The 25,771-nt window shown below is 67.1% G+C and carries 22 protein-coding genes and 1 pseudogene; 15 read left to right on the top strand and 8 right to left on the bottom strand.

Features of this window, described 5'->3' with window-relative positions:
- Nucleotides 1-28: 28 nt before the first annotated feature.
- A complete protein-coding gene (locus tag AC5O77_RS15145) occupies nucleotides 29-919 on the top strand; it encodes an energy transducer TonB (protein WP_032130286.1) in 891 nt (296 codons plus the stop codon).
- A gap of 34 nt (nucleotides 920-953) precedes the next feature.
- Here AC5O77_RS15145 and AC5O77_RS15140 read toward each other — a convergent pair whose 3' ends face one another.
- The 3 genes from AC5O77_RS15140 to trxA all read right to left on the bottom strand — a co-directional run bounded on the left by AC5O77_RS15140 (nucleotide 954) and on the right by trxA (nucleotide 5,039).
- The gene (locus AC5O77_RS15140; protein ID WP_032130287.1) at nucleotides 954-2,528 is read right to left on the bottom strand and encodes a sensor domain-containing diguanylate cyclase; all 1,575 of its coding nucleotides are present in this window, start codon (nucleotides 2,526-2,528) and stop codon (nucleotides 954-956) included.
- A 210-nt stretch (nucleotides 2,529-2,738) separates the two neighbouring features.
- Nucleotides 2,739-4,481: a transcription termination factor Rho gene (rho, locus tag AC5O77_RS15135; protein ID WP_029379723.1), complete on the bottom strand. Its 1,743-nt coding sequence runs from the start codon at nucleotides 4,479-4,481 to the stop codon at nucleotides 2,739-2,741.
- A gap of 228 nt (nucleotides 4,482-4,709) precedes the next feature.
- A complete protein-coding gene (gene trxA / locus AC5O77_RS15130) occupies nucleotides 4,710-5,039 on the bottom strand; it encodes a thioredoxin (protein ID WP_005411275.1) in 330 nt (109 codons plus the stop codon).
- A 510-nt stretch (nucleotides 5,040-5,549) separates the two neighbouring features.
- Here trxA and rhlB point away from each other — a divergent pair.
- The 5 genes from rhlB to ung all read left to right on the top strand — a co-directional run bounded on the left by rhlB (nucleotide 5,550) and on the right by ung (nucleotide 10,662).
- Nucleotides 5,550-7,274 (top strand): ATP-dependent RNA helicase RhlB, encoded by a 1,725-nt coding sequence (gene rhlB, locus AC5O77_RS15125; protein ID WP_478057478.1) that lies wholly within the window; start codon nucleotides 5,550-5,552, stop codon nucleotides 7,272-7,274.
- Between the two features lie 177 nt (nucleotides 7,275-7,451).
- On the top strand, nucleotides 7,452-8,138 hold the full coding sequence (gene ftsE, locus AC5O77_RS15120) for a cell division ATP-binding protein FtsE (RefSeq protein ID WP_032129538.1): 687 nt from the start codon (nucleotides 7,452-7,454) through the stop codon (nucleotides 8,136-8,138).
- 3 nt (nucleotides 8,139-8,141) lie between these two features.
- The gene (gene ftsX, locus AC5O77_RS15115) at nucleotides 8,142-9,089 is read left to right on the top strand and encodes a permease-like cell division protein FtsX (protein ID WP_010481047.1); all 948 of its coding nucleotides are present in this window, start codon (nucleotides 8,142-8,144) and stop codon (nucleotides 9,087-9,089) included.
- Nucleotides 9,090-9,096: 7 nt separating this feature from the next.
- A complete protein-coding gene (locus AC5O77_RS15110) occupies nucleotides 9,097-9,939 on the top strand; it encodes a response regulator (protein ID WP_032129540.1) in 843 nt (280 codons plus the stop codon).
- Between the two features lie 9 nt (nucleotides 9,940-9,948).
- A complete protein-coding gene (ung, locus tag AC5O77_RS15105; RefSeq protein ID WP_049400766.1) occupies nucleotides 9,949-10,662 on the top strand; it encodes a uracil-DNA glycosylase in 714 nt (237 codons plus the stop codon).
- Between the two features lie 37 nt (nucleotides 10,663-10,699).
- Here the strand turns inward: ung and AC5O77_RS15100 are convergent, their stop codons facing one another.
- The 3 genes from AC5O77_RS15100 to AC5O77_RS15090 all read right to left on the bottom strand — a co-directional run bounded on the left by AC5O77_RS15100 (nucleotide 10,700) and on the right by AC5O77_RS15090 (nucleotide 14,284).
- A complete protein-coding gene (locus AC5O77_RS15100; protein ID WP_494506942.1) occupies nucleotides 10,700-12,235 on the bottom strand; it encodes a serine hydrolase domain-containing protein in 1,536 nt (511 codons plus the stop codon).
- A gap of 130 nt (nucleotides 12,236-12,365) precedes the next feature.
- Nucleotides 12,366-13,895, bottom strand: coding sequence for a M56 family metallopeptidase (locus tag AC5O77_RS15095; RefSeq protein WP_494506941.1), 1,530 nt, complete (start codon nucleotides 13,893-13,895; stop codon nucleotides 12,366-12,368).
- Nucleotides 13,892-14,284 carry a BlaI/MecI/CopY family transcriptional regulator gene (locus AC5O77_RS15090; RefSeq protein WP_032129544.1) on the bottom strand — a complete coding sequence of 131 codons (393 nt, stop codon included), beginning with the start codon at nucleotides 14,282-14,284 and terminating at the stop codon, nucleotides 13,892-13,894. The genes AC5O77_RS15095 and AC5O77_RS15090 overlap by 4 nt, the downstream gene beginning before the upstream one ends.
- A gap of 357 nt (nucleotides 14,285-14,641) precedes the next feature.
- On the opposite strand from AC5O77_RS15090, the gene rpoH reads away from it, so the two are divergent.
- The 3 genes from rpoH to AC5O77_RS15075 all read left to right on the top strand — a co-directional run bounded on the left by rpoH (nucleotide 14,642) and on the right by AC5O77_RS15075 (nucleotide 16,393).
- Entirely contained in the window at nucleotides 14,642-15,517 is an 876-nt protein-coding gene (gene rpoH / locus AC5O77_RS15085; protein ID WP_006473441.1) for an RNA polymerase sigma factor RpoH, read from the top strand.
- A 176-nt stretch (nucleotides 15,518-15,693) separates the two neighbouring features.
- On the top strand, nucleotides 15,694-16,077 hold the full coding sequence (locus tag AC5O77_RS15080) for a type II toxin-antitoxin system RelE/ParE family toxin (RefSeq protein WP_183080207.1): 384 nt from the start codon (nucleotides 15,694-15,696) through the stop codon (nucleotides 16,075-16,077).
- Nucleotides 16,061-16,393, top strand: a complete 333-nt coding sequence (locus tag AC5O77_RS15075) for a helix-turn-helix domain-containing protein (RefSeq protein ID WP_019338970.1) — start codon at nucleotides 16,061-16,063, stop codon at nucleotides 16,391-16,393. The genes AC5O77_RS15080 and AC5O77_RS15075 overlap by 17 nt, the downstream gene beginning before the upstream one ends.
- A gap of 113 nt (nucleotides 16,394-16,506) precedes the next feature.
- Here AC5O77_RS15075 and purD read toward each other — a convergent pair whose 3' ends face one another.
- Both purD and purH read right to left on the bottom strand, forming a co-directional pair.
- Nucleotides 16,507-17,790, bottom strand: a complete 1,284-nt coding sequence (purD, locus tag AC5O77_RS15070) for a phosphoribosylamine--glycine ligase (protein ID WP_478057473.1) — start codon at nucleotides 17,788-17,790, stop codon at nucleotides 16,507-16,509.
- Nucleotides 17,791-17,851: 61 nt separating this feature from the next.
- Nucleotides 17,852-19,435 (bottom strand): bifunctional phosphoribosylaminoimidazolecarboxamide formyltransferase/IMP cyclohydrolase, encoded by a 1,584-nt coding sequence (gene purH / locus AC5O77_RS15065; protein WP_154353444.1) that lies wholly within the window; start codon nucleotides 19,433-19,435, stop codon nucleotides 17,852-17,854.
- A 223-nt stretch (nucleotides 19,436-19,658) separates the two neighbouring features.
- On the opposite strand from purH, the gene AC5O77_RS15060 reads away from it, so the two are divergent.
- The 6 genes and pseudogenes from AC5O77_RS15060 to AC5O77_RS15035 all read left to right on the top strand — a co-directional run bounded on the left by AC5O77_RS15060 (nucleotide 19,659) and on the right by AC5O77_RS15035 (nucleotide 25,459).
- Nucleotides 19,659-20,276, top strand: a complete 618-nt coding sequence (locus AC5O77_RS15060; RefSeq protein WP_478057472.1) for a CDP-alcohol phosphatidyltransferase family protein — start codon at nucleotides 19,659-19,661, stop codon at nucleotides 20,274-20,276.
- A gap of 34 nt (nucleotides 20,277-20,310) precedes the next feature.
- Entirely contained in the window at nucleotides 20,311-22,062 is a 1,752-nt protein-coding gene (locus tag AC5O77_RS15055; protein ID WP_494506940.1) for a bifunctional alpha/beta hydrolase/class I SAM-dependent methyltransferase, read from the top strand.
- Between the two features lie 23 nt (nucleotides 22,063-22,085).
- Nucleotides 22,086-23,390, top strand: a pseudogene (locus AC5O77_RS15050) (phosphatase PAP2/dual specificity phosphatase family protein).
- Nucleotides 23,387-23,824, top strand: coding sequence for a hypothetical protein (locus AC5O77_RS15045; RefSeq protein WP_494506939.1), 438 nt, complete (start codon nucleotides 23,387-23,389; stop codon nucleotides 23,822-23,824). Before AC5O77_RS15050 ends, AC5O77_RS15045 begins: the two are co-directional and overlap by 4 nt.
- A 13-nt stretch (nucleotides 23,825-23,837) precedes the next feature.
- The gene (locus AC5O77_RS15040; RefSeq protein WP_197615949.1) at nucleotides 23,838-24,467 is read left to right on the top strand and encodes a lysophospholipid acyltransferase family protein; all 630 of its coding nucleotides are present in this window, start codon (nucleotides 23,838-23,840) and stop codon (nucleotides 24,465-24,467) included.
- Nucleotides 24,464-25,459 carry a phosphatidate cytidylyltransferase gene (locus AC5O77_RS15035; protein ID WP_032129555.1) on the top strand — a complete coding sequence of 332 codons (996 nt, stop codon included), beginning with the start codon at nucleotides 24,464-24,466 and terminating at the stop codon, nucleotides 25,457-25,459. The genes AC5O77_RS15040 and AC5O77_RS15035 overlap by 4 nt, the downstream gene beginning before the upstream one ends.
- The last annotated feature ends 312 nt before the right edge of the window (nucleotides 25,460-25,771 follow it).

Below are 25,771 nucleotides of genomic sequence, written 5' to 3'. Positions count from 1 at the left end.
CTCGCCGTTCATCACCAAGGATTCGGCAATGATGCGTTCCCCACTGTTTCTCGCCCTCGCGCTGGCCGTAGGTGCCGGCGCCCCCCTGCTTGCAGGCGATGCCACTGCGCAGACCGCACGTGCTGTACGTGCGACTGCGGAAATGAGCATGGTGCTGTCCGGTCATATCGAGGTCACGCCGGAGGGCGCGGTCCGTTCGCTGGTGCTGGACCAGAAAGCCATGGTGGCCCCGAGCATCGCCTCCTTCGTGGAAGGCACCATCGGTGGCTGGCGCTTCGAGCCCACGCTGCGCGATGGCCAGGCGGTGGCCACGCGGGCCCCTTTGCGCGTTCGCCTGCGCGGCAAGGCTGCGGCCGATGGCGGTTATGAAATCAGCATGACCAGTGTCGACTTCAGCGAGTACGATCCGAAGGCCACCGATTCGGTGACCCAGCTGCACATGACGCCGCCGCGCTACCCGGAAGCGGCCTACCGTAACGGTGGCCAGGGTGAGGTGCTGCTGTTGGTCAAGGTGGCCCGTGACGGAACAGTGGCCGATGTGGCCGCCGAGCAGGTGAACATGGCCGTGGTCGCACCTGAGCGGACCCTGGCCAAGATGCGTGACATCCTGGCCAGAGCCAGTGTCAGCACCGCCCGCACGTGGACCTTCAAGCCGCCGACCACCGGCGAGGACAGCACCCGGGACAGCTGGACGGTTCGCATCCCGGTGAACTTCGCCCTGAACAACGATCCCAATGCAGTGGCGGAACGCTATGGCCGCTGGCGCGCCTTCATTCCGGGGCCGCGGCAGACCGTCCCGTGGCGCGAGGCGGACCCGGTCGAGCAGGTCGGCAGCGATCTGCTGCCGGAAGGCGGCGTCTACATGGTGGACGGCGCCAAGCGCGGCCTGCGGCTGCTGACCCCGCTGGCGCAGGGCTGAGACCCGCTGCGGAGCCGGGCAGCCCGGCTCCGCGTCAGTCGGCGTACGGGTAGACCACCACCCGGTTGCGGCCCTGTTCCTTGGCCATGTACAGCGCCTTGTCGGCCAGCCGCAGCGCCTGTTCTGCGTCGACATGGAAGCTGGGGAAGTGGGCCACGCCCAGCGATACGGTGATGGTGCCGACCGGTTCGAACGGATGGTCGGCGATGTGCTGGCGCAGGCGTTCACCGGCCTGGCGGGCCGATTCAGTACTGATGCCCGGCAGCAGCAGCAGGAACTCCTCGCCGCCGGCGCGGCAGAGGATGTCGCTGTCGCGCGAGTAGCGGCGCATCTGGTCGGCGATGTGGACGATGGCGTTGTCGCCGACGTCATGCCCGTAACTGTCGTTGATCGACTTGAAGCGATCGATGTCCAGCGCCAGGATCGCGAACGGAATGCCCTGCACCTGCAGCGCATCCAGCGCCTGCTGCAGCCCGCGGCGGTTGAGCAGGCCGGTCAGCGGGTCGGTGCGGCTGGCACGGTTGAGCGTGCCGATACGATCCTGCAGCGCATTGAAGCTGTGCAGCACCGCCTGTTTGAGCTGGGCGACCTCGAAGTACCAGGCGCGGATGCCGCTGACGTGGTTGATCGCGTTGCCGGTGTCCTCGCCGCCCTGCACGTTGCGCGCCAGTTGCCACAGCGGCATCGAAATGCGGCGCGCGAACCACCAGGTGACCAGCAGCGACAGCAGGCCGAGTGGAATCGCATTCCAGATCACTGCGGTCATCAACCGCGACAGCGGCTGCAGGGTGGCCTCGGTCGGGCGCTGCGCGATGATGCCCCAGCCGGTGGCCGCCACCGGTGCATAGCCGGCCAGCATCGACACGCCGCGGTTGTTGCGTACCTGCTGTGCGCCCCGTTCTCCGCGCACCACGGCCTTCACCGCCGGGTTGCCGACCACGTAGTCACCCACCCGCTTGCCATCGGCGTGGTACAGCAGGCGGCCATTGCGGTCCACCACGTACAGGTAGGAACCGTCGCGGTAGTAGTGCTTGCCCAGCAGCGTGTGCAGTGCACTGCGCTGGCGCAGGTACAGGGTGCCGCTGACATAGCCGCGATAGCGGCCCTGGCGGTCGAAGATCGGGTGCGACAGCGACACCAGCAGCTTGCCGGTGGCCGATTGGTAGGGATCGCTGATCATCGGCTGGCGCGCCGCCAGTGCCGCGTTGTTGCCGACACTGTGCAGCACCTCACCCTGCAGCTGCAGGGTCTGCGGCGAGGTGGCGATCACCAGGCCGTCGGCATCCACCACCAGCGAGGAGTTGAAGCTGCTGGACTGCAGCTGCAGGCGGCTGGCTTCATCCTGGGCCTGCTTCGGATCAAGGTCGTCCTCGCCCAGGCGGGTCGCGGCATAGGCCAGCTGCTGCTGCGCGGCCAGCAGGAAGTTCTGGGTGGTCTCGGCCAGCTTGGTGGCGTAGACGCGGTTGGCTTCCAGGGTATTGCCGACCAGCTGGTCGCGCTGCACCCGGTAGCTGGCCAGCAGGGTGTTGGCCAGCGCGATGATGGCGCTGAGCAGGGCCAGGGCGAGGATCAGCTTGCCCAGGTTGAGGCGGGGAGACAGCGTTCGCATGCGTCGACGGATCCGGCAGGAGGCTGGACCCGACCGGTTCTCCGGAAGGGGCGACAGCGGGAATCGGTGGCAGGGCCCACGGGGGCCGGGCAGGGTATCGCGCGGATTATCGCCAAAAGCGGGCGCCAGCGAAGTGAAGTGCGTCGCCCTGCAGGCAAAAAAAAACCTGCCGCAGCGAGCGGCAGGTTTCTTCTGATGCAGCGCCAGGGATCAGCGCTTCATCGAACCGAAGAACTCGTCGTTGGACTTGGTGTTCTTCATCTTGTCCAGCAGGAACTCCATCGCGGCCATTTCATCCATCGGATGCAGCAGCTTGCGCAGGATCCAGATCTTCTGCAGCAGCTCCGGTTCGATCAGCAGGTCTTCGCGGCGGGTGCCGGAACGGTTGATGTCGATGGCCGGGAACACGCGCTTCTCAGCGATACGGCGGCTCAGGTGCACTTCGCTGTTGCCGGTGCCCTTGAACTCTTCGTAGATCACCTCGTCCATCTTCGAGCCGGTGTCGACCAGCGCAGTGGCGATGATGGTCAGGCTGCCGCCTTCTTCCACGTTGCGCGCGGCACCGAAGAAGCGCTTCGGGCGGTGCAGGGCGTTGGCGTCCACACCACCGGTCAGCACCTTGCCCGAGCTCGGCACCACGTTGTTGTAGGCGCGGGCCAGGCGGGTGATCGAGTCGAGCAGGATGACCACGTCCTTCTTGTGCTCGACCAGGCGCTTGGCGCGCTCGATGACCATTTCGGCCACCTGCACGTGGCGCGCGGCCGGCTCGTCGAAGGTCGAGCTGATGACCTCGCCGCGCACGGTGCGCTGCATTTCGGTCACTTCTTCCGGGCGCTCGTCGATCAGCAGCACGATCAGGTGCACGTCCGGATGGTTGGTGGTGATGGCGGTGGCGACCTGCTGCATCATCATGGTCTTGCCGGCCTTCGGCTGCGACACGATGAGCGAGCGCTGGCCCTTGCCCTGCGGGGCCATCAGGTCGAGGATGCGGCCGGTGATGTCTTCCGACGAACCGTTGCCGCGCTCCAGGGTGAAGCGGCGGCGCGGGAACAGTGCGGTCAGGTTCTCGAACAGCACCTTGTTCTTCGATGCTTCGATCGGCTCGCCGTTGATGGTGTCGACGATGTTCAGCGCGAAGTAGCGCTCGCCGTCCTTCGGGAAGCGGATGCGGCCGGAGATGTGGTCGCCGGTGCGCAGGTTGAAGCGGCGGATCTGGCTGGGCGAGATGTAGGTGTCGTCCGGGCCGGCCAGGTAGCTGGCTTCGGCCGCGCGCAGGAAGCCGAAGCCGTCCGGCAGGATTTCCAGCACGCCATCGGCGGCAACGCCGTCACCGTGGCGGGTCAGCACCTTCAGCAGGGCGAAGATCACGTCCTGCTTGCGGGCACGGGCCACACCTTCGGAGATCTGCAGCTGCTCGGCGATTTCCAGCAGCTTCTGTGCCGGCATGCGCTTGAGGTCGCTCAGCGAGTAGACCGGGAAGCCCTCGGGTACGTTGGCGTGCGGGCGCGGCACGAACGGCTGCTGCTCGCCGCCGTCGTTGGGCAGGCCATCGTCGCGGAAGCGGTTGTTGCGGTCACGGTCGCGGCGGTTGCGGAAGCGGTCACGGCGGTTGCCCTGACCTTGCCCCTGGCCCTGCTGGCCGTTCTGGTTGTACGGGTTCTGGCCCTGGTTCTGGCCGCCCCCCTGGTGGTTCTGCTGGCGCGGCTGGCCGGATTCGCGACCCTCACCGCCTTCGCCACCGCCACTGCTGGCGGGGGCCTCGGCGGCGGGCGCGCTCGGTGCAGGGGCAGCAGCCGGTGCCTCGGGCGCGGCGGCCAGCGGCAGGGTCGGCTGCGCCGGCGCGGCGCTGGTTTCGGCGGCTGCCGGAGCGGCGGCCTTGCTCACGCGGGGCTTGCGCACGCGCTTTTCGGCGGGCGCATCGGCGCTGCCGGTTTCGGAAGTGTTATCGGACAAGAGCGTTATTCCTCGCTTGAAGGTGCGAGCGCCCGGCTGGGGCGGCGAACGTTGGGAATGGGTCTGGAAGAAACTGCGTCCAGAGGGTGCGGCACGCGAACGCGGCCGGATATGCCGACACTATCATCGGCCTGCGGCGCCACGCAAGGGTCGCCGGGAACAGCATTCATCATGGGCGCGGGGCGCCCGCCGGCAGCCGCGGTCGGCGGCTGCCGGAGAACAGCAGGATCAGGCCAGGGCCTTGTCCAGCAGGCCGGCCAGCTGGGCCTTGCCCACCGCACCGATCTGCTCGCCGACCTTCTCGCCGTCCTTGAACACGACCAGGTACGGAATCGAACGCACGTGGTACTTGGCGGCCAGCGCACGGTTGTGGTCGACGTTGACCTTGGCGATCTTGGCGCGGCCCTGGTAGGCATCTGCCAGTTCGTCCAGCGCCGGGGCGATCATCTTGCACGGGCCACACCACTCGGCCCAGAAATCGACCAGCACCGGTTCCTTGGAATTCAGCACTGCGCTATCAAAGTCGGCGTCGCCGACATGTACAACCTTGTCGCTCATCTTGGTTTCTCGTCTTGGATTGCACCCGGCCATGCCGGAGGTGGGTGAACTGGGCCATGCCCGGTGGCGCGACCCTCGTCGTTGCCTCGCGGCGCACTGCCGCGGTGCGTTCGGCGGGATGCCTGGACGCTCACGGCCGGCAGTGTACCCCTATCGCAGGGCGGGGACAGGCGCCGGCTGGAACCCAGCGTATCGTGATCGCTTCGATGCCTGGTATGTGTCGGATTTCACTGTCTTCCTGTACATGGGGCTGGCAGCGGGCGACACCAGCGGCCCTGGCAGGGCCGTTCAAGTCCGGTGTGGCTGGGTGAAGGGTGCCGTCTCTTGACTTTATGAGACAGCTCATTCCGGTTTGCCGGCCCGAGTGCGTTAAACTGGGGCATTGTGCGGCGCGCGGACCGGGTGGTCCCAGCCTGCCAACCCGCCGCAGGGGCCGCAGTTTGCGACGGTGCCCCTAGACGATGAAGTGCCAGCCGCCCCACGGGCCGGCGGCCATACCAAGACGGACTCATGAGCGACAAACCGCTGACCGATTTGACCTTCTCCTCCTTCGAGCTGCATCCGGCCCTGCAGGCCGGCCTTGAAGGAGCCGGATTCACCCGCTGCACCCCGATCCAGGCGCTGACCCTGCCGGTCGCGCTGCCCGGTGGTGATGTTGCCGGCCAGGCCCAGACCGGCACCGGCAAGACCCTGGCCTTCCTGGTCGCAGTCGTGAACCGCCTGCTGACGCGTCCGGCCCTGGCCGACCGCAAGCCGGAGGATCCGCGCGCGCTGATCCTCGCCCCGACCCGTGAACTGGCCATCCAGATCCACAAGGATGCAGTGAAGTTCGGTTCCGATCTGGGCCTGCGTTTCGCCCTGGTCTACGGCGGCGTGGATTACGACAAGCAGCGCGAACTGCTGCAGCAGGGCGTGGACGTGATCATCGCCACCCCGGGCCGCCTGATCGACTACGTGAAGCAGCACAAGGTGGTCTCGCTGCACGCCTGCGAGATCTGCGTGCTGGACGAAGCCGACCGCATGTTCGACCTGGGCTTCATCAAGGACATCCGCTTCCTGCTGCGCCGCATGCCCGAGCGCACTACCCGCCAGACCCTGCTGTTCAGTGCCACCCTCAGCCACCGCGTGCTGGAGCTGGCCTACGAGCACATGAACGAACCGCAGAAGCTGGTGGTTGAAGCCGAGACCATCACCGCTGCGCGCGTGCGCCAGCGCATCTACTTCCCGGCCGACGACGAGAAGATCCCGCTGCTGCTGGGCCTGCTGTCGCGCAGTGAAGGCGCGCGCACCATGGTCTTCGTCAACACCAAGGTGTTCGTCGAACGCGTCGCCCGTTCGCTGGAAAAGGCCGGCTACCGCGTCGGCGTGCTGTCCGGCGACGTGCCGCAGAAGAAGCGTGAGAGCCTGCTCAACCGCTTCCAGAAGGGCCAGCTGGAAATCCTGGTGGCCACCGACGTGGCCGCGCGCGGCCTGCATATCGATGGCATCAAGTACGTCTACAACTACGACCTGCCGTTCGACGCCGAAGACTACGTGCACCGCATCGGCCGTACCGCGCGCCTGGGCGAAGAGGGTGATGCGATCAGCTTCGCCTGCGAACGCTATGCGATGGGCCTGCCGGACATCGAGGCCTACATCGAGCAGAAGATTCCGTCCGAGCCGGTCACCAAGGAACTGCTGACCCCGCTGCCGCGCCCGGAACGCCCGGCCCCGGCTGCAGGCGAGGAAGGCGAGGACAACGAAAGCGTCGGCCAGATCTTCCGCGAAGCGCGCGAAGCCCGCGCTGCCGAGGAAGAGCGCCGTGGCGGCGGCCGTAGTGGCGGCCGTTCCGGCAGTGGTGGTGGCCGCGGTGGCCGCGACGGTGAGCGCAGCGGCGAGCGCCGTTCGCGTGGCCCGCGCAAGCCGCGCGTGGAAGGCGAGCAGGGCGCTGCCGCCCCGGCCGCCGGTGCCGAAGGCGCTGCCGCGCAGGCCCCGCGTCCGCCGCGCCCGCCGCGTGCTGAAGGCGCACCGGAAGGTGCGGTGGACGGTGAGCACAAGCCGCGCAAGCGCCGTCGTCGTCGCCACGGCCGTCCGGTCGAAGGTGCCGAGGGTGTGCAGAACGCCGCCGGCAATGGCGCCAGCCCGGTCACCCCGGTGCAGGTGGTGGCCAAGCCGGTGCGCACGGCTGCTGATACCGGCGATTCGTTCCTGACCCGCATCGGCCGCAAGATCCGCCGGATGCTGTCGGGCAACTGATCCGTACTGCCGATCAGCGGGTAGCACCCGACCGTTGGTCGGGTGGCTTCAAGGGTATGCCGACCAACGGTCGGCACCCACCCTGGCCGGCAACCCACACCGCTGCCGGCCAGCGGCCGGCACGACCGATCGTATGACCGTCTCCACGACGTCGCGCCGCTCCTGCATAATCGGGGCATGAGTGTCCTGCGCTTCGACAATGTCAGCAAACAGTACGCCGGTGGCCACGAGGCGCTGACCGATGTCAGCTTCGAGGTCGCGCCGGGCGAGATGCTGTTCGTCACCGGCCATTCCGGTGCGGGCAAGAGCACCCTGCTCAAGTTGATCCACCTGGACGAGCGGCCCAGCCGCGGCGCGGTGGTGTTCGACGAGCGCAACCTGCTGAAGGTGCGCGGTGGCGACGTGCCCCGCCATCGACGCGCGGTCGGCGCGGTCTACCAGGACCACCGCCTGCTGATGGACCGCTCTATTGCCGAGAACGTGGCGCTGCCGCTGATCCTGCGCGGCACCCGCCGTAGCGACATCAACAAGCGTGTGCGCTCGGTGCTGGAGCGGATGGGCCTGGGCCATCGCGAGAAGGCGCTGCCCTCGCAGCTGTCGGCCGGTGAGCAGCAGCGCGTCGGCATCGCCCGCGCCATTGTCGGTGAGCCCAAGCTGCTGGTGGCCGATGAGCCGACCGGCAACCTCGACCCGACCCTGGCGGCGGAGATCATGGCCCTGTTCGCCGAACTGCCCGCGCGCGGCACCAGCGTGCTGGTGGTCAGTCACGACCTGCCGCTGTTGCGCCGCATGCGCAAGCGCGTGCTGATCCTTGACCACGGCCGGCTGGTGGATGACATCTCGCCGCAGGACCTGGCAGAGTAATCGATGGCGAAGAACGAAAACAGCGAAGCCGCCGCCCCGTCGCGTGTGGGCGTCTGGTTCCAGCACCACGTGCACAGCGTGGTGTTCAGCCTCGGCCGCGCCTGCCGCAAGCCGTGGGCGACCCTGCTGACGGTGATGGTCATGGCGCTGGCGCTGGCCCTGCCGCTGGGCCTGTCGATCGCGCTGGACAACCTCAAGCAGTTCGCCGGCAGCGTGCAGCAGTCGCGCGACATCAACGTGTTCCTGAAGGGCAACGTCGATGGTCCCGGCGCGCTGCGCCTGGCCGGCCAGCTGCGCGATCGCGATGACGTGGCCGAAGTGAACGTGCGCACGCCGGAGCAGGGCCTGCAGGAACTGCGCGATGCCGGCCTCGGCGAGGCGATCGATGCACTCAACGACAACCCGCTGCCCTCGCTGCTGGTGATCACCCCGGGCCAGGGCAAGGACGACGCACGCCTGGCGCGCGCGCTGGAAAGCCTGCCCGAGGCCGACCTGGTGCAGCACGATGCGCTGTGGCGGCAGCGCCTGGATGCCTGGCTGGCGTTCGGTGCGCGGCTGGTGCAGGTGCTGTCGGTGCTGCTCGGCGTGGGCGCCGCGCTGGTGGTCGGCAACACCGTGCGCCTGGACATCCAGGCCCGCCGCGAAGAGATCGGCGTGCTGCAGCTGCTCGGCGCCAGTGATGGCTTCATCCGCCGCCCGTTCCTGTACCTGGGCGCGTGGTATGGCCTGGGTGCCGGCGCGGTGGCGCTGGCCCTGATTGCTGCGGCCGGCGCCGCCTTGCGCGTGCCGCTGGCCGAACTCTCGCGCAGCTACGGCAGCCCGTTCGTGCTGCACGGCCTGGACCTGCTGCATGGCAGCCTGGTCCTGCTCGGCACACTGCTGCTGGGCTGGCTGGGCGCGTGGCTGGTGACCGGCCATTTCCTTCGCCAGACCCGCCCGACCGACACCTGAGACCGGCATGCAACCGCAAGCGCTGAAGCACCTTGAAGGGCCCGCGACGCGGGTGATGGTGGTCGATGGGTCAAAGCTGGTCCGCAAACTGATCGCCGACGTCCTGCAGCGCGACCTGCCGGGCGTGGAAGTGATCGGCTGCGACAGCATCGAGGATGCGCAGCTGGCGCTGGCGCAGGGCCCGGTGGATCTGGTGACCACCTCGCTGACCCTGCGTGATGGCGACGGCCTGGCACTGGCGCGGATGGTCCGCGAAGCCGCAGGCCAGGCCTATGTGCCGGTGATCGTGGTCTCCGGCGATGCCCAGCAGCATCTGGAGCAGCGCCGCTTCACCGAGTACGTCACCGACTATTTCGACAAGGCGCTGGGCCACGAGGCACTGGCGACCTTCATCCGCGGCTACGTGCAGCCGCAGACCATTCCCGGCGCCACCATCCTCTACATCGAGGACAGCCGCGTGGTCGCCGAGGCCACCAAGCGCATGCTGGAACGCCAGCAGTTGAACGTGCTGCACGTGGTCAGCGCCGAAGAAGCGTTCACCCTGCTCACTGCCGAGTCGCTGGGCCGCAGTCGCCACCGCATCGACCTGGTGCTGACCGACGTCACCCTGAAGGGCGAACTGAGCGGTCGCGACGTGGTGCAGCGCGTGCGCGTGGACTTCGGCTACGGCAAGCGTCGCCTGCCGGTGCTGGTGATGACCGGCGATGGCAACCCGCACAACCAGACCGGACTGCTGCAGTCCGGTGCCAACGACCTGGTGCTCAAGCCGATCGAAGAGCGCCTGCTGGTCACCAAGGTGCTGTTCCAGCTGCGCCTGGCCCGGTTGAACGATGGACCCCTGATTCGATGAAGTGGCGTGATGATTGATGAAGTAGCTGGCACCCCGACGATCCAGCTCGAGCCGAGCTGGAAGCAGCATGTCGGCGATTACCTGATGCAGCCGCAGATGCGCGAGCTGTCCAGCTTCCTGCGCCAGCGCAAGGCCAGCGGTGCGGCGGTGTTCCCGCCCGGCCCGCAGATCTTCGCTGCGTTCGATGCCACGCCGTTCGAGCAGGTGAAGGTGGTGATCCTCGGCCAGGACCCGTACCACGGCCGCGGTCAGGCGCATGGGCTGAGCTTCTCGGTGGCGCCCGGAGTGCCGGTGCCGCCGTCGCTGCTGAACATCTACAAGGAGATCGAGAGCGATCTCGGTATCCCGCGTCCGGACCATGGCTGCCTGATCCCGTGGGCGCAGCGCGGTGTGCTGCTGCTCAATGCCGTGCTGACGGTGGAAGAGGGCCAGGCCGGTGCCCATCAGGGGCGTGGCTGGGAAGGTTTCACCGACCACGTTGTGGATGTGCTCAACCGCGAACGCGACGGCCTGGTGTTCATGCTCTGGGGCGCGTACGCGCAGAAGAAGGGCAAGGTCATCGACACCCGCCGCCACCGTGTGCTGAAGTCGCCGCACCCGTCGCCGCTGTCGGCCCACCGCGGCTTCCTGGGCTGCCAGCATTTCTCGATGGCCAACGAGTACCTGCAGCGTCGTGGGCAGGCCCCGATCGACTGGTCGCTGCCGCCGCGTTCGGCGCTCTGAGCGGGCCGGGCAGTAGCCCGGCGCCGCCAGCGATGGATCAATGGCCCGCTGCTGGCGCGATATCCGCGCGCCGATAGTAGGCACGCGCGCCTTCGGCAATCACGCTGAGGGCTTGGACCGTGCCGTCGCCACCACGGTGGAACAGCAGCTCCGCACCTACGCTGCCGGCGAGGAAGCGAACAGGGGTCAGTGCCTGGAGCATGACGGCCTTGCCCCGTCCTGGAAGGCGCAGTTCCAGTCCCGCTTGGCCTGCCTGTACGTCCAACGTCGTGGCTTCGAACCAGTCAGCGAGACCGCCGCGGACGTCCATCGGCAGCGCGCCATCGAGTACGAAGTGGCCGCTGAAACCTGGGTAGCTGTCGCGCAGAAGCGCCGGGTCAAGCGTGCGGATGACTGGTTTGGCATTGTGGCCGAGTGCGTCGGAAAGGGCATTGCGGATTTCGCCGCGCAGTGCGGGGCCGTTGTCGCCATTGGTCAGGATGACGAATCCATCGCCGCTCTCCGGGTAGCCTTCGATGCCGGCGTGATAGCTGTCATTGCTGCCATTGTGGAAGAAGCGGCGACTGGCGCCGGTGCCGGCCAGCTCCGGTCCCAGGCCACGACCCGCCGGCGCCACTTCGCTGACCATCTGCAGGGCCAATGACTGCGGCAGCCATCCATCCTTGGTGCGGATGCTGCGCAGCAGGGCCGCGACGAACAGGCCCATGTCGTTGGCGCTGGTCCACAGCCCGGACGCCGCCTGTTCTGGAAAGCTCTGCCAGCCGCGTGGCAGGGCCTCCGGCAGGCCCTTGTTGTCGTGCGCATGGGCAACGTTGACGTAGCCGGCAGGCAAGGGATTCTGGTACGTGCTGCGGGACATGCCCAGTGGCGCGAACACCTCGCGACGTGCGACGTCGGCGAATGCTCTGCCGGTCAGGTCTTCGATCGCCAGCTGCACCACCGTGTAGCCGCCACCGGAATAGTCGACCTGCTGGCCGGGCACGTGGATCAGGCGTATCGGTTCATTCTTTGCAGGCGCCAGTCCATCCAGTGTCTGCAGCAGGGTCGGCAAGCTTTCGGCCGGCTGGTAGTCCTGGAAGCCATGCACATTGAAGCCGGCGGTGTGCGAGAGCAGCATGCGCAGGTTGATCGGCGGGTGCAGTCCCTGCGCATCGGCAGGCACATGCCAGCGGCGCAGGCGGGGATCGATGTTCTCCTCCAGCGAGACCTTGCCGGCAGCAACCAGCTTCAGGGTGGTCGCCGCAGCGCCCATCTTGCTGACCGAGCCCACCGAGAACACGGTATCGGCATCCACCGCGTCGCGCGTGCCCACCTCGCGCAGGCCGTATCCGGCGGCGTACACCACCTTGCCATCGCGGATCACCGCAACGGCGGCACCCGGCACCTTGTAATGGGCAAGGCGTTCCTCGATCGACCACTGCGGCAGCGCCGCGCCCAGCTGCGCGGTGCTGGGGCGCAGGCCATGGGCCATTGCCTGGGCAAAGCGCGCAGCGTCTTCAGCGCTGGCGTCAGTGGCCATCACGTGGAACGGGGTCAGGCAGACCAGCAGCGAACACAGCAACAGGCGGTTCATCATCGACATCCTTGCGGGAGTGGAAGAGGGTTGGGATCGGCGCAGGCGTTGCCACGCACGCCTGCCGCGTCCGGTCGTTGCGGGTGGAACGGGTTGCCGCCGCAGCGCAGGAGGCGATGCGGCGGCGGAGTCAGCGTCGTTCGCGGCGGGCGCCCTGCGCCAGCAGGTAATCGCGCACGGCCGCGTTGCCAGCCTGGTTCAGCGGTGTCCGCCAGCGCCCCAGCCAGCCGTCGGCTTCCACGCCCAGGTTGATGTCGGCGCCGTGCGCGAGCAGGAACTGCACGGTAACCAGGTGCCCTTCGCGCGAGGCGTTGATCAGTGGCGTCTCGTCATAGGTCACGACCCGGTTGACGTCTGCACCGGCCTGCACCAGTTGCTCGACAATGGGTTGCAGGCCCAGCGCGGAGGCGACGATCAACGGATTGCCTTCGCCCAGCGCAGCGCGATCAGGGTCGGCTCCCAGCTGCAGCAGGGCGTCGACCATCACCGGATCGCGTGCGCGGATGGCCTGGATCAGCGCCGTGCCATCACCGAGCACGCGTGCATCAAGATCGACGCCGGCCGCCGCCAACAGACGGACCTGCGCGACGTCATGCGTGCTGGCGGCCTGGAACAGCTTGATGACGCGCGCATCGGAGGCGCTGGCAGCCGGTGATGGGGCGAGCCGTGGTGAGATAGCCACGGCGGTGCCGGTGCAGGCCAGCAGAAGCAGCAGGCCCAGCACCAACAGGCTGCGGTGCCGGGGTGTGGGTGGCCCGGCGTCCACCAGCTGATCAATGCGCTGCGCCAGCTGGCTGCGCGCACTGAACATACCCAGTGCAAGCGTCGGCGCCTCCTCGCGCAGGGCCTGCAGCTGTTCGACGCTGGCCAGCAGCGAACCTGCATAGTCCAGCGGTTCGCGTGCCTGCATCGCAGCGCGTGCATCACAGGCCATCTCGCGCAGTACCGCCAGGCGTGCCTGGGCAAGGTGCAGGAGCGGATTCCACCAGAACAGTGCTGTTCCCGCCCGCAGCAGCGTGCTTGTCCACAGATCGCGTCGATCCAGGTGTGCAACCTCGTGGCGGACGATGTCGCGCAGCACGTTGTTGTCCAGCCGTGCCAGCAAGGGGCGGGGCAGCAGGATCTGCGGGCGCCACAGGCCGACAACCATCGGCCCGTCGACGGCGCAGGTGGCGATCGTCACGTGGGCGGGCACGATGTCGGCCAGGACCACGCGCAGTCCGGCGGACGCCGGTTGTGCCAGCCGCCGCAGCCGGCGCGCATGCAGCATCGCGTCCAGCAGGCGCATGCCCAGCCACAGGGTGCCCAGCATCCACACCACTGCAAGCACTGTCGGCAGGGTCTTCGGTAGTTCGACGTAATAGATGTCGGGCTGCCGTCCAGCTTCGAAGATGGCCTCTCCCGCCGTTGCCCCTTCGCCGGGCATGGGGTGGAACGCGGCGGCGGGTGGCGCCGGTGCGGGCAGGGTGGTTGACCAGCCCGGCAGGAAGGCGCTGAGCGGCAACAGCAGGGCCGCTGCCATCGCGGCGGTCAGCAGCCAGGAGCGTTGTTCGGCACTGAGGGCCCGCCGCCGTGCCAGCCACAGCGCGGGCAGCAGCACAACGGCAGACAACAGCAACTGCCGAAGGCCCAGTGCCATCGCCATGTCGATGAGGTTCATTCCTTCCTCCCGGCCCTGGCATCGCTGATGCGCTGCTGCAGTGCCTGCAGTTCGTTGCGGTCGATTTCGCGTTCGTCCACCAGGTGCTGTGCCAACACGTTCGGTGAGCCGTCGAAGAACTGATGCAGCAGATGGTCGAGCGCTTGCCGGCGGGCCTGCTCGCGGCTGAGCGTGGCGTGATAGATGTAGGCGCGACCTTCCTGGCGATGACTGACAAAGCCCTTCTTCGCCAGCACGTTGAACATGGTCAGCACCGTGGTGTACGCGACCGGCTTGTGTTCGCCGAGCACATCCGCCACATCGCGGACGGACGCTTCGCCCTTGTCCCAGAGGATGTCGAGGATGGCCTGCTCGGCGGGGGTGGGATTCTGCGAGACAGGGCGGGCCATGCGCTTCTACGTATGAATTAGTTGATGCATCGGAGCATGTCGCCGGATGGCTGTCAACGGGTTTCTTAGTAGTAAAGGTGCGGCCCTCAGCCTTCGGGCCTGAACACCCGGCAACGTCTTCTGGCCTGAATGGGCCTCAAGAACGGCCCGTTCAGCTCCGCTTGACCGGAATCGGCCGGTTTCCAGCAGGTAATTGATTGAATTCCAAGGGATTGTGAATCCCGAAAAGCGTGCTCGCCACTGTCATCAAATCGCGCTACGGTAGGGCTCTGTTTGGGACCAGTGTTGCATCAATAGGATGCTGGAACTTTTTCCTCCTTTAGCAGTCCAAATGCCGGACTGCTAAGATGGGTGCCTATGAGCCAGAACACCTCTACTGCCCTTGTGGCAAACAATCTCCCGATTCCCAGTGCGCTCGGTTCGCTGGACGCCTACATCGGTGCCGTGCACCAGATCCCGGTGCTGTCGGTCGATGACGAACAGGACCTGGCCCGTCGCTTTCGCGACGGCAACGATCTCGACGCCGCCCGCGAGCTGGTGCATTCGCACCTGCGCTTCGTGGTGCACGTGGCCCGCGGCTACAACGGCTACGGCCTTGCGCTGGGCGACCTGATCCAGGAAGGCAACATCGGCCTGATGAAGGCGGTCAAGCGCTTCGACCCCGACATGGGCGTGCGCCTGGTCTCCTTCGCCGTGCATTGGATCCGTGCCGAGATGCACGAGTTCATCCTGAAGAACTGGCGCATCGTGAAGGTCGCCACCACCAAGGCGCAGCGCAAGCTGTTCTTCAACCTGCGCAAGTCGAAGACGCGCCTGGGCTGGATGAACGCGGCCGAAGTCAGCGCGGTGGCCAAGGACCTGAACGTGTCCGAGCGCGAGGTCATGGAAATGGAATCGCGCCTGTCGGGTCGCGATATCGGTTTCGATGCACCGACCGATGAGGACAACGAACACGCACCGCCGTCGCCGGCCGCGTTCCTGGTTGCCAATGACGAAGATCCGTCGATGGCCTATGAGCGCGCGGACAGCGAAGACAACCAGATGCAGCTGCTGCGCGAAGGCCTCGCCGAGCTGGACGCCCGCTCGCGCGACATCATCCGCCGCCGCTGGCTGGATGCCGACAGCAAGGTGACGCTGCAGGAGCTGGCCGACGAGTACGGCGTGTCCGCCGAGCGCATCCGCCAGGTTGAAGCGAACGCGCTGAAGAAGATGAAGGCGCTGTTCACCGCGTAAGCGGAAAGGCGTCGCAATTGTGAAAGGCTCGGCAGCAGTGCCGGGCCTTTTTCGTTTGTGGGGCTTAGCTACGCATGACGTGGCTCTATTCTGACGCCAGGACGGTGGTTGCGCCGACCTGATCATGTGCTGGATGCTGATGTTCACGCTGTACCACGCAGTGGCACGGTATGATCATGCCACGCGTCTTCCTCACACGAAGTTTCAATCGCAGCATGCGCAGGACCACCCTGTCCGACGCTGCGCTGTACCGGTCGGTACGTGAAATGGAAGCGGGTCTGGTGGATGCTGATCTTGGCGGCGGAATCTTCAAGAAGCGCGTTGCCTTGCCGGGGCGAGGAAAGCGTGGGAGCGTTCGAATCATCGTCGCCACACAGCGAGGCGGGCATTGGTTCTTACTTTTCGGCTACGAGAAGAATGAGCGTGCTGCGATCACGAATGCGGAACGCGATGCGCTGCAGTTGTACGCATCGGAGTTCCTGAAAATGAGTGCGGCGCAGTTGAATCGTGCCGTGGAGTACGGGGATCTACAGGAGATCGACCATGACGAAGACCCCTGAGCGACGGCGCGCGAAAAGTGCGCTTCTTGAAGCGGTGCATGATGCCGCTGTGAGTCTGCACGCGCATGGTTTCATCGATAAACGTCGATTGAGCAGCTACGAAGCGCTTTGCCTTGAGCCGGTGCCTGAGTACAGCAGTGCCCAGATACGTGCCCTGCGTACGTCATTGCAGCTCAGTCAGCCGGTCTTTGCGGGAGTTCTCAATACCAGCGTTTCCACCGTACGCAGCTGGGAGCAGGGCGAAAAGAAGCCCAGCGGACCGTCACTGAAGTTGCTTAACCTGATTGATCGGAAGGGACTCGAAGCAGTCCTGTAAAGCAAAGGCCCGGTTCTGCCGGGCCTTTGTTTTTCCGAGGCGTTCAATCCACGCATGGCGAGGATCTACCCAGTGTCAGTAGAGCCACGCCATGCGTGGCTGCGGCGCGGCCGTCACTCTTCGCGTGCGATCGCGCGCCAGCCGATGTCGTTGCGGTGGAACTCATTGGCCCAGGTCACCTTGGCCACGCCTGCATACGCATTCGCCTGCGCGTCGCGCACGCTGTCGCCCAGTGCGGCCACGCACAGAACGCGGCCGCCGGCGCTGACGACCTGGCCCTGCGCATCCAATGCCGTGCCGGCATGGAACACCTTGGCACTGGCCGGCACATCGCCCAGGCCGGAAATCACGTCACCGGTGATCGGCGCTTCCGGGTACGGCCTGGCCGCCAGCACCACGCCCAGCGACGGGCGCACGTCCCACTGCGCTTCGACCTGGTCCAGGCGGCCATCGATGGCGGCTTCCACCAGCTCGACCAGGTCCGACTGCAGGCGCAGCATCACTGGCTGCGTTTCCGGGTCGCCAAAGCGCACGTTGAATTCGATCACCTTCGGCGCGCCGCTGGCATCGATCATCAGGCCGGCGTAGAGGAAGCCGGTGAACGGGATGCCGTCGGCGATCATGCCCTGCACGGTGGGGTTCACCACCTCGCGCATCACCCGTGCATGCACCTCCGGCGTCACCACCGGGGCCGGCGAATAGGCGCCCATGCCGCCGGTGTTCGGGCCGGTATCGCCGTCGCCGACGCGCTTGTGGTCCTGCGAGGTGGCCATCGGCAGCGCATGCACGCCGTCCACCATCGAAATGAAGCTGGCTTCCTCGCCGTCAAGGAATTCCTCGATCACCACGCGCGCACCGGCATCGCCGAACGCGTTGCCCGAGAGCATGTCACGCACCGCGTCCTCGGCTTCGGCCAGGGTCATCGCCACGATCACGCCCTTGCCGGCGGCCAGGCCATCGGCCTTGACCACGATCGGCGCGCCCTTCTCGCGGATGTAGGCCAGGGCGGCGTCCACGTCGGTGTGCACGGCGTAGAACGCGGTGGGGATGTTGTGGCGGGCCAGGAAGTCCTTGGCGTAGGCCTTGCTGCCTTCCAGCTGCGCGGCGGCGGTGGTCGGCCCGAAGATGCGCAGGCCGGCGGCGCGGAAGCGGTCTACCACGCCAGCCACCAGCGGTACTTCAGGGCCGACCACGGTCAGTGCCACGCCTTCAGCCTGGGCCAGCGCCAGCAGACCGTCGATATCGGTGACTTTCACCGCCACGTTGCGGCACTTGTCTTCGCTGGCGGTGCCGGCGTTGCCGGGTGCCACGATCACTTCGGTGACACGGGAGGACTGGGCCAGCTTCCATGCCAGGGCGTGTTCGCGGCCGCCAGAGCCGATGACGAGGATCTTCATGGGACAGGGTTCTCGGGTACGGAAGAGAAAAGCCGGGCAGGGCCCGGCTTCGTGATGCGGATCAGTGGCGGAAGTGGCGCACGCCGGTGAACACCATCGCCAGGCCATGTTCGTCGGCGGCGGCGATCACTTCGGCATCGCGCATCGAACCGCCCGGCTGGATGACCGCCTTGATGCCGGCGGCAGCAGCGGCGTCGATGCCGTCGCGGAACGGGAAGAACGCATCGGAAGCCATCACCGAACCCTCGACCACCAGGTTCGCATCGGCGGCCTTGATGCCGGCGATGCGGGCCGAGTACACGCGGCTCATCTGGCCGGCGCCCACGCCAATCGTACGGTTGTCCTTGGCGTACACAATCGCGTTGGACTTCACGAACTTGGCCACCTTCCAGGCGAACAGCAGGTCGGTGAACTGCTTGTCGGTCGGCGCCAGCTTGCTGACCACCTTCAGCTCGTCGCGGGTCATGCCGCGGTTGTCCGAGGACTGCAGCAGCAGGCCCGAGCCGACGCGCTTGCTGTCGAAGTTGTTCAGGCCATCACCATGCGGGATGCGCAGCACGCGCACGTTGGCCTTCTTCTGCGCGTACTCCAGCGCGGCCGGCTCGTAGTCCGGGGCGATCAGCACTTCCACGAACTGGCGGTCCAGGATCACCTTGGCAGTGGCAGCGTCGAGCGGCTTGTTGAAGGCGATGATGCCGCCGAAGGCGCTGGTCGGGTCGGTGGCGTAGGCCAGCTCGTAGGCATCGCCGTTGCCGGCACCCACCGCCACGCCGCACGGATTGGCGTGCTTGACGATCACGCAGGCCGGCGCGTCGAACTGGCGCACGCATTCCCACGCCGCATCGGCGTCGGCCAGGTTGTTGTAGCTCAGTTCCTTGCCCTGCAGCTGCTGGAACGTGGCCAGCGTGCCCGGCACCGGGTACAGGTCGCGGTAGAACGCGCCGCTCTGGTGCGGGTTCTCGCCGTAGCGCAGGTCCATCACCTTCACGAAGGTGGAGTTCATCTGTGCCGGGTACTCGGTACGCGCCGGCACCGCAGCGTCGGTGGCGGTGACCGCCGACAGGTAGTTGCTGATCGCGGCGTCGTACTGGGCGACGCGGTTGAACGCGGCCACCGAGAACGCGAAGCGGGTGGCGGCCGTCAGCTGGCCGTTGTTGGCCTCCAGCGAGGCCAGCAGTTCGGCGTACTGCGACGGGTCGGTGGCCACTGCCACGCGGGCGAAGTTCTTGGCCGCAGAACGCAGCATGGCCGGGCCGCCGATGTCGATGTTCTCGACCGCGTCGGCCAGGGTGCAGTCGGCCTTGGCGGTGACCGACTCGAACGGGTACAGGTTCAGCACCAGCAGGTCGATGGCGCCGATGCCGTGCTCGGCCATGACCGCATCATCCAGGCCCGAACGGCCCAGCAGGCCGCCGTGCACCATCGGGTGCAGGGTCTTGACCCGGCCGTCCATCATTTCCGGGAAGCCGGTGACGTCGGCCACGTCCTTCACGGCCAGGCCGGCATCGCGGATCGCCTTGGCGGTGCCGCCGGTGGACAGCAGCTCCACGCCGCGTGCCGCCAGCGCAGTGGCCAGCTCGACCAGACCGGTCTTGTCGGAAACGGAGAGGAGGGCCCGGCGGACGGGCAACAGATCAGCAGTCATGGGACAGAATCGGCAGCGGAGCGGGGCCGATATTGTAGGCGGTGGGGGCCGGTGGCGGGCGCTGGAAGGGGCAATTTGCCATGGCAATCGACGTAAGGGCGGGTCGGGCACATCGATCCGGACTGGTCCGGGGGCTGGGCTGTGGACCGGAGCCGGGTTGTCGGAATCTGCCGACGATGGGGTAGGCTGTGCCCGCACTGCCAAGGATCAGCGGGTACGGATCATGTCGATCTATGCATTGAAAGGACGTTTCCAGGACCTGTTGCGTCCAGCCGTACGCGGTCTGTACCGCATGGGGATCACCGCCAATACGGTGACCGTGGCCGCCGCCGTGGTCTCGCTTCTGGTGGCTGCCGCCGTGTGGTGCTGCGCGCCGTCCCAGCCCCTGCTGTACCTGCTGCTGCCGCTGTGGATGCTGCTGCGCATGGCACTCAACGCGGTGGACGGCATGCTGGCCCGCGAGTTCGGCCAGCAGTCGCGGCTGGGCGCTTATCTGAACGAGTTGTGCGATGTGATCGCCGATGCGGCGCTGTACCTGAGCCTGCTCAGCGTGCCGGGCGTGCGCCCGGAAGCGCTGTGGTTGTTGGCCTGGACCGCGGCCCTGAGCGAGTACGCCGGCGTGCTGGGGCTGATGGTCGGTGCCAGCCGCCGCTATGACGGCCCGATGGGCAAGAGCGACCGCGCGTTCGTCATCGGCGTGCTGGGCCTGCTGCTGGCGTTCGGCTGGGGGGCTGCGATGACTGTCACTGGCGTGGCCGCGGCCATGGCGGTGCTGTGCGTGCTGACGATGATCAATCGCGTCCGTCGCGGACTGCGGGAAGCGGCGGTTTCGCCGAATTAATCAAGCAGATACAAAAAGACAATCAGGAGATTGCATGCGTCAGGCGCAGGAACGGGAATTCCACAGCTTCGACCAGGTACCGCTGTTCTACCGGTACTGGGCGAGCACCACCGCGACCGCAGCCACCAAGGCTGTCGTGCTGCTGCATCGCGGCCATGAACATTCTGGCCGGGTCACCCACCTGGTCGATGAGCTGGACCTGCCCGACACCGCCTTCTTCGCCTGGGATGCACGCGGTAATGGCCGTTCGCCCGGCGCACGTGGCGATGCCCCGGGCTTCCCGGCGCTGGTGCGTGATCTGGACAGCTTCATCGCCCACATCGGCGCCGAGCATGGCATCGCGGTGGAAGACATCGTGGTGATCGCACAGAGCGTGGGGGCGGTGGTCGCCGCCACCTGGGTGCACGACTACGCGCCGCGCCTGCGCGCGCTGGTGATGGCTTCGCCGGCGTTCAAGGTGAAGCTGTACGTGCCGTTCGCACGCCCGGGCCTGGCCTTGATGCAGAAGCTGCGCGGCAATTTCTTCGTCAACAGCTACGTCAAGCCGCAGTGGCTGACCCACGATCCGGCGCGGGTGGAAAGCTACCGCACCGATCCGCTGATCACCCGGCCGATCTCGGTGCGCGTGTTGCTGGGCCTGTACGAAGCGGCCGACCGCATCGTCGCCGATGCGCAGGCGATCAGCGTGCCGGTGCAGCTGCTGGTGTCCGGCTCGGATTTCGTGGTGCACCGTGGCCCGCAGGACCGCTTCTACGAGCGCCTGTCCAGCCCGATCAAGGAGCGCGTGCATCTGCCGGGCTTCTTCCACGACACGCTGGGCGAGCGCGATCGGGCGCCGGCGCTGGCGCGTATCCGCAGTTTCATCCAGGCACGTTTCGCCGAGCCGCTGCGCGAACTGTCGCGGCGCGATGCGCACCGCCATGGGCCGACTTTCGAAGAATCGGAGATCCTGGCCTGGCCACCGGAACGCAACAGCCTGGCCGACCTGCGCTGGCGCGTGGTACGTGGCGGCCTGCGCTTCGGCGGAACGTTGTCCGAAGGCATCGCGCTGGGTCTGCAGACCGGATTCGATTCGGGCAGCACGCTCGACTACATCTATCGCGATGAGGCGCGCGGCAAGGGCCCGTTGGGGCGCATGGTCGATCGCAACTATCTGGATGCGATCGGCTGGCGCGGCATCCGCATTCGCGGCCAGCACCTGCAGGAACTGCTGCGCGACGCTGCCCAGCGCCTGCGCGGGCAGGGCACGCCGGTGCGCGTGCTGGACGTGGCTGCCGGCCATGGCCGCTACGTGCTGGAAGCGCTGGGCCAGGGCGAACAGCGCGCCGAGCGCATCGTGCTGCGCGACTTCAGTGATCTGAACGTCACCCAGGGTCAGGCCTTGATCGAGCGCCTGGGGGCGGCCGACATCGCGCGCTTCGAGCAGGGTGATGCGTTCGACCCGGCACAGCTGGCCAAGGTCGATCCAGCACCGACGCTGGCCGTGGTATCGGGCCTGTACGAACTGTTCCCCGACAACGATGCGGTGCTGCGCTCGCTGCAGGGCATTGCTGCGACGGTGCCGGCGGGCGGCTACCTGGCCTATACCGGCCAGCCGTGGCACCCGCAGCTGGAGTTCATCGCACGCGCACTGACCAGCCACCGTGGCGGCGCCGCGTGGGTGATGCGCCGCCGTACCCAGCAGGAAATGGACGAGCTGGTGCGCCTGGCCGGGTTCGAGAAGGTGGCGCAGCGTATCGACGACTTCGGCATCTTCACGGTGTCGCTGGCGCGCCGGACCGCGTGATGGCGACGCTCGCCGCATCCCCGCTGGCCGCAGAGGGGCGCCCCTGGCGGCGCGCCCTGTTGTGGCTGGCCCTGCTGGGCCCATTTTTCTTCGCCAGCTATGGCTTCGCCAACTGGATGGCTGGCCGCCATGCCGAACTGCCGGTGATGGCGTTCGGGTGGGAAACGCAGATTCCGTTCGTACCGTGGACGATCGTGCCGTACTGGTCGATCGATCTGTTCTATGCGGTTTCCTTCTTCCTGTGCCGGCAACGGTTGGAGCTGGACCGGCATGCATTGCGGTTGTTCAGTGCACAGTTGATCGCGGTGACCTGCTTCCTGCTGTGGCCACTGCGCTTCAGTTTCGAGCGGCCGGAGATCGGCGGTGTGTTCGGTTGGTTGTTCGATGTGCTGCTGGGCTTCGACAAGCCGTTCAACCAGGCGCCATCACTGCACATCGTGTTGCTGATCGTGCTGTGGGTGAAATTCGCGCAGTACCTGCATGGGGTGTGGCGTTGGGTACTGCATGTGTGGGCGCTGCTGATCGGCGTCTCGGTGCTGACCACATTCCAGCATCATTTCATCGATATCCCGACCGGCCTGCTGGCCGGTTGGCTGTGCGTCTGGCTGTGGCCGGAGCAGGGCACGCCACCCTTGCGTGCCTGGCGCACCGCGCGTGACGCCAGACGTTGGCGCCTGGCAGCGCTGTACCTGCTGGGGGCCGCTGCATTGCTGGTGCCGGTGGTGCTCCTGCGTGGCGCGGCGTTGTGGCTGCTGTGGCCCGTGGTATCGCTGCTGCTGGTGGCGTTGGCGTATGCGGGGCTCGGTACGGCGGTGTTCCAGAAGCGTGCCGATGGTCGCCTGACCATGGCGGCACGCTGGTTGCTGGCGCCGTACCTGGGTGCGGCCTGGATCAATTAGCGGCTGTGGACGCGGCGTGCGCCGCAGCCGGTGCCGGTGATGGACGGTGTATGGCTGGGGCGTGTTCCCTGCGCTGCATTGCCGGCACCCTTGGTCGGCGTGGTCGATGCCTGTGCCGAACTGTCCTGTCGTGCACCGGGCGCGGCGTATGCCAGCGTGCCGATGCTGGACCTGGTGGTGCCCACGCCGCACCAGTTGCGCGAGGCGGCCGAGGTCATCGAGCGGCTGCGTGCGCATGGACCGTTGCTGGTGTGTTGCGCGCTGGGCTATTCGCGCAGTGCTGCCAGTGTGGCGGCCTGGCTGCTGCGCAGTGGTCGTGCCACCGATACCGATGCCGCGGTGGCGATCGTGCGCACGGCACGTCCGGGCGTCGTGCTGGGCGCGGCGCATCTGCATGCCATCACTGCTGCAGCGGGAGTACGCACGTGAGTACGGTTCCCGATCTGGCGACCATGCAGCTGCTGCTGCGGCAGGGCCGTTGGCCGGCGGGCCTGTCGCTGGGCCTGCTGTTGGTGGCGCTGCTGCTGCTCGGCACCGAACCTGGCCTGGCGGTGATTGCCGCCGGCCTGTTGCTGCTCAGTGTTGCCGCGGGCATCGCACAGATCTACCACGCGTGGCGGGTGGCGCTGGATGCCAGCCTGTTGCAGCTGCTGCGCGATGAGAGCCTGGACGACGAAGCCGCCGCGCGCCGCACCGACCAGCTGCTGCACGCCAGTGGCCTGCGCCGCGCGTCGCCCGATGCGCCACTGCGCGGCTGGGATGCGCGCTGGGCCGGCATGCGTCGCCTGCTGCTGCGCCAGTACCTGCTGACTGCAGTGCAGTTCGCACTGCTGGTGCTGGCCGTGTTGTGGCCGCAGACGTGAACGGGAGGGACCGATGTTCGCTGAATTGATTGCGCGCGCCTGCAGTGGCGCGATCCATGTAGTGACCGGCGCCCGCGCGCTGTGGATCGGCTGTGCGCCGTCCAGCGAACGGCGCGTGTATTACGGCAACCACGCCAGCCATGGTGACTTCGTGCTGATCTGGTCGTCGATGCCACCGGCATTGCGGCGCCAGGTGCGCCCGGTGGCCGCGGCCGAATACTGGCAGCGCGATGGCCTGCGTCGCTACCTGATCGATGCGGTGTTCAACGGCGTGCTGGTCGAGCGCGAGGCCGGCCAGCGCCAGCAGGATCCGCTGCAGGCCCTGCGTGACGCGGTGGACGAAGACTGCTCGCTGATCCTGTTTCCGGAAGGTACCCGCAACGTGGGCGATGAGCCGCTGCTGCCGTTCAAGAGCGGCATCTATCACCTGGCACGGCAACGCCCGGAGCTGGAATTCGTACCGGTGTGGATCGACAACCTGAAGCGGGTGATGCCCAAGGGCCGGTTCCTGCCGCTGCCGCTGCTGTGCACGGCCACCTTCGGTACGCCGCTGCGGCTGCAGGCCGACGAGGACAAGGCCGCCTTCCTGGCCCGCAGCCGGCAGGCGCTGCTGGACCTGGCGCCGAACGGGGGCAGGGCATGAGTTTCCTGATCGATGTGTCCGGCGACCTGGCCACGCAGAGTGTCGGCCAGCAGACCGGCCTGCTGTTTGCTGGCGTGGGTGCGGTGCTGGTGCTGGCCACGCTGGTGGCCGAGACATTGCGCTGGCGCCAGCGTGGGCAGCCCAGCGCGGTGATCGCCAACCTGGTCTCGCGCATCCGCGCGTGGTGGGTGATGGCGATCGTGGTCGGGCTGGCGCTGTTCTTCGGTCGTGCCGGGGTGATCGTGCTGTTCGCGATCATCTCGCTGTTCGCACTGCGCGAGTTCATCACCCTGGCGCCGACCCGCTCGGGCGACTACTACGCCCTGCTGGCCGCGTTCTACATCGTGCTGCCGTGGCAGTACTACCTGGTCTGGATCGACTGGTACGGCATGTACACGCTGTTGATTCCGGTCTATGCGTTCCTGTTCCTGCCGATCCTGTCGACCATTGGCGGTGACACCACGCACTACCTGGAGCGGACCGCGAAGGTGCAGTGGGGGTTGATGATCTGCGTGTTCTGCATCTCGCACGTGCCGCTGCTGCTGAACCTGCACGTGCCCGGCCATGACCCGTCGCGCAACGTGCTGCTGTTCGCCTTCCTGGTGATCGTGGTGCAGTCTTCGGACGTGCTGCAGTACATCTGGGGCAAGCTGCTGGGCAGGCATCTGATTGCGCCGAAGCTGTCGCCGTCGAAGACGGTGGAGGGCTTCGTGGGCGGTGTGCTGAGTGCCAGTGCGCTGGGTGCGGCGCTGTGGTGGATCACCCCATTCACGCCGCTGCAGGCGTTCGGCCTGTCGCTGCTGATCAACCTGATGGGGTTCTGGGGCGGCCTGGTGATGTCGGCGATCAAGCGTGATCGTGGCATCAAGGACTGGGGCCACATGATCGAGGGCCATGGCGGCATGCTCGACCGGCTGGACTCGGTATGCTTCGCCGCGCCGGTGTTCTTCCATGTGGTGAGGTATTACTGGAAGGCGGGCGGCGGCGGTTGATTCTGCCGGCTTCCATCCACGCATGGCGTGGATCTACTGGCGGGCGGCGGCGGTTGATTCTGCCGGCTTCCATCCACGCATGGCGTGGATCTACCGGTAGTGCCGGCCGCTGGCCGGCAACTGCAACATCCTGCCATCGTTCATGGGGTTGCCGGCCCTGTCTCTTATACACATCACCGAGCCCACGAGACCCGAGAGGATCTCGGATGGCGTCTTCGGCTGGTAAAGTGGGGGGGGGGGGGGGGGGGGGGGGGGGGGGGGGGGGGGGGGGGGGGGGGGGGGGGGGGGGGGGGGGGGGGGGGGGGGGGGGGG

Source organism: Stenotrophomonas sp. INTA L402-1, assembly GCF_059295135.1.
This window is presented reverse-complemented; position numbering and strand designations above follow the sequence as displayed.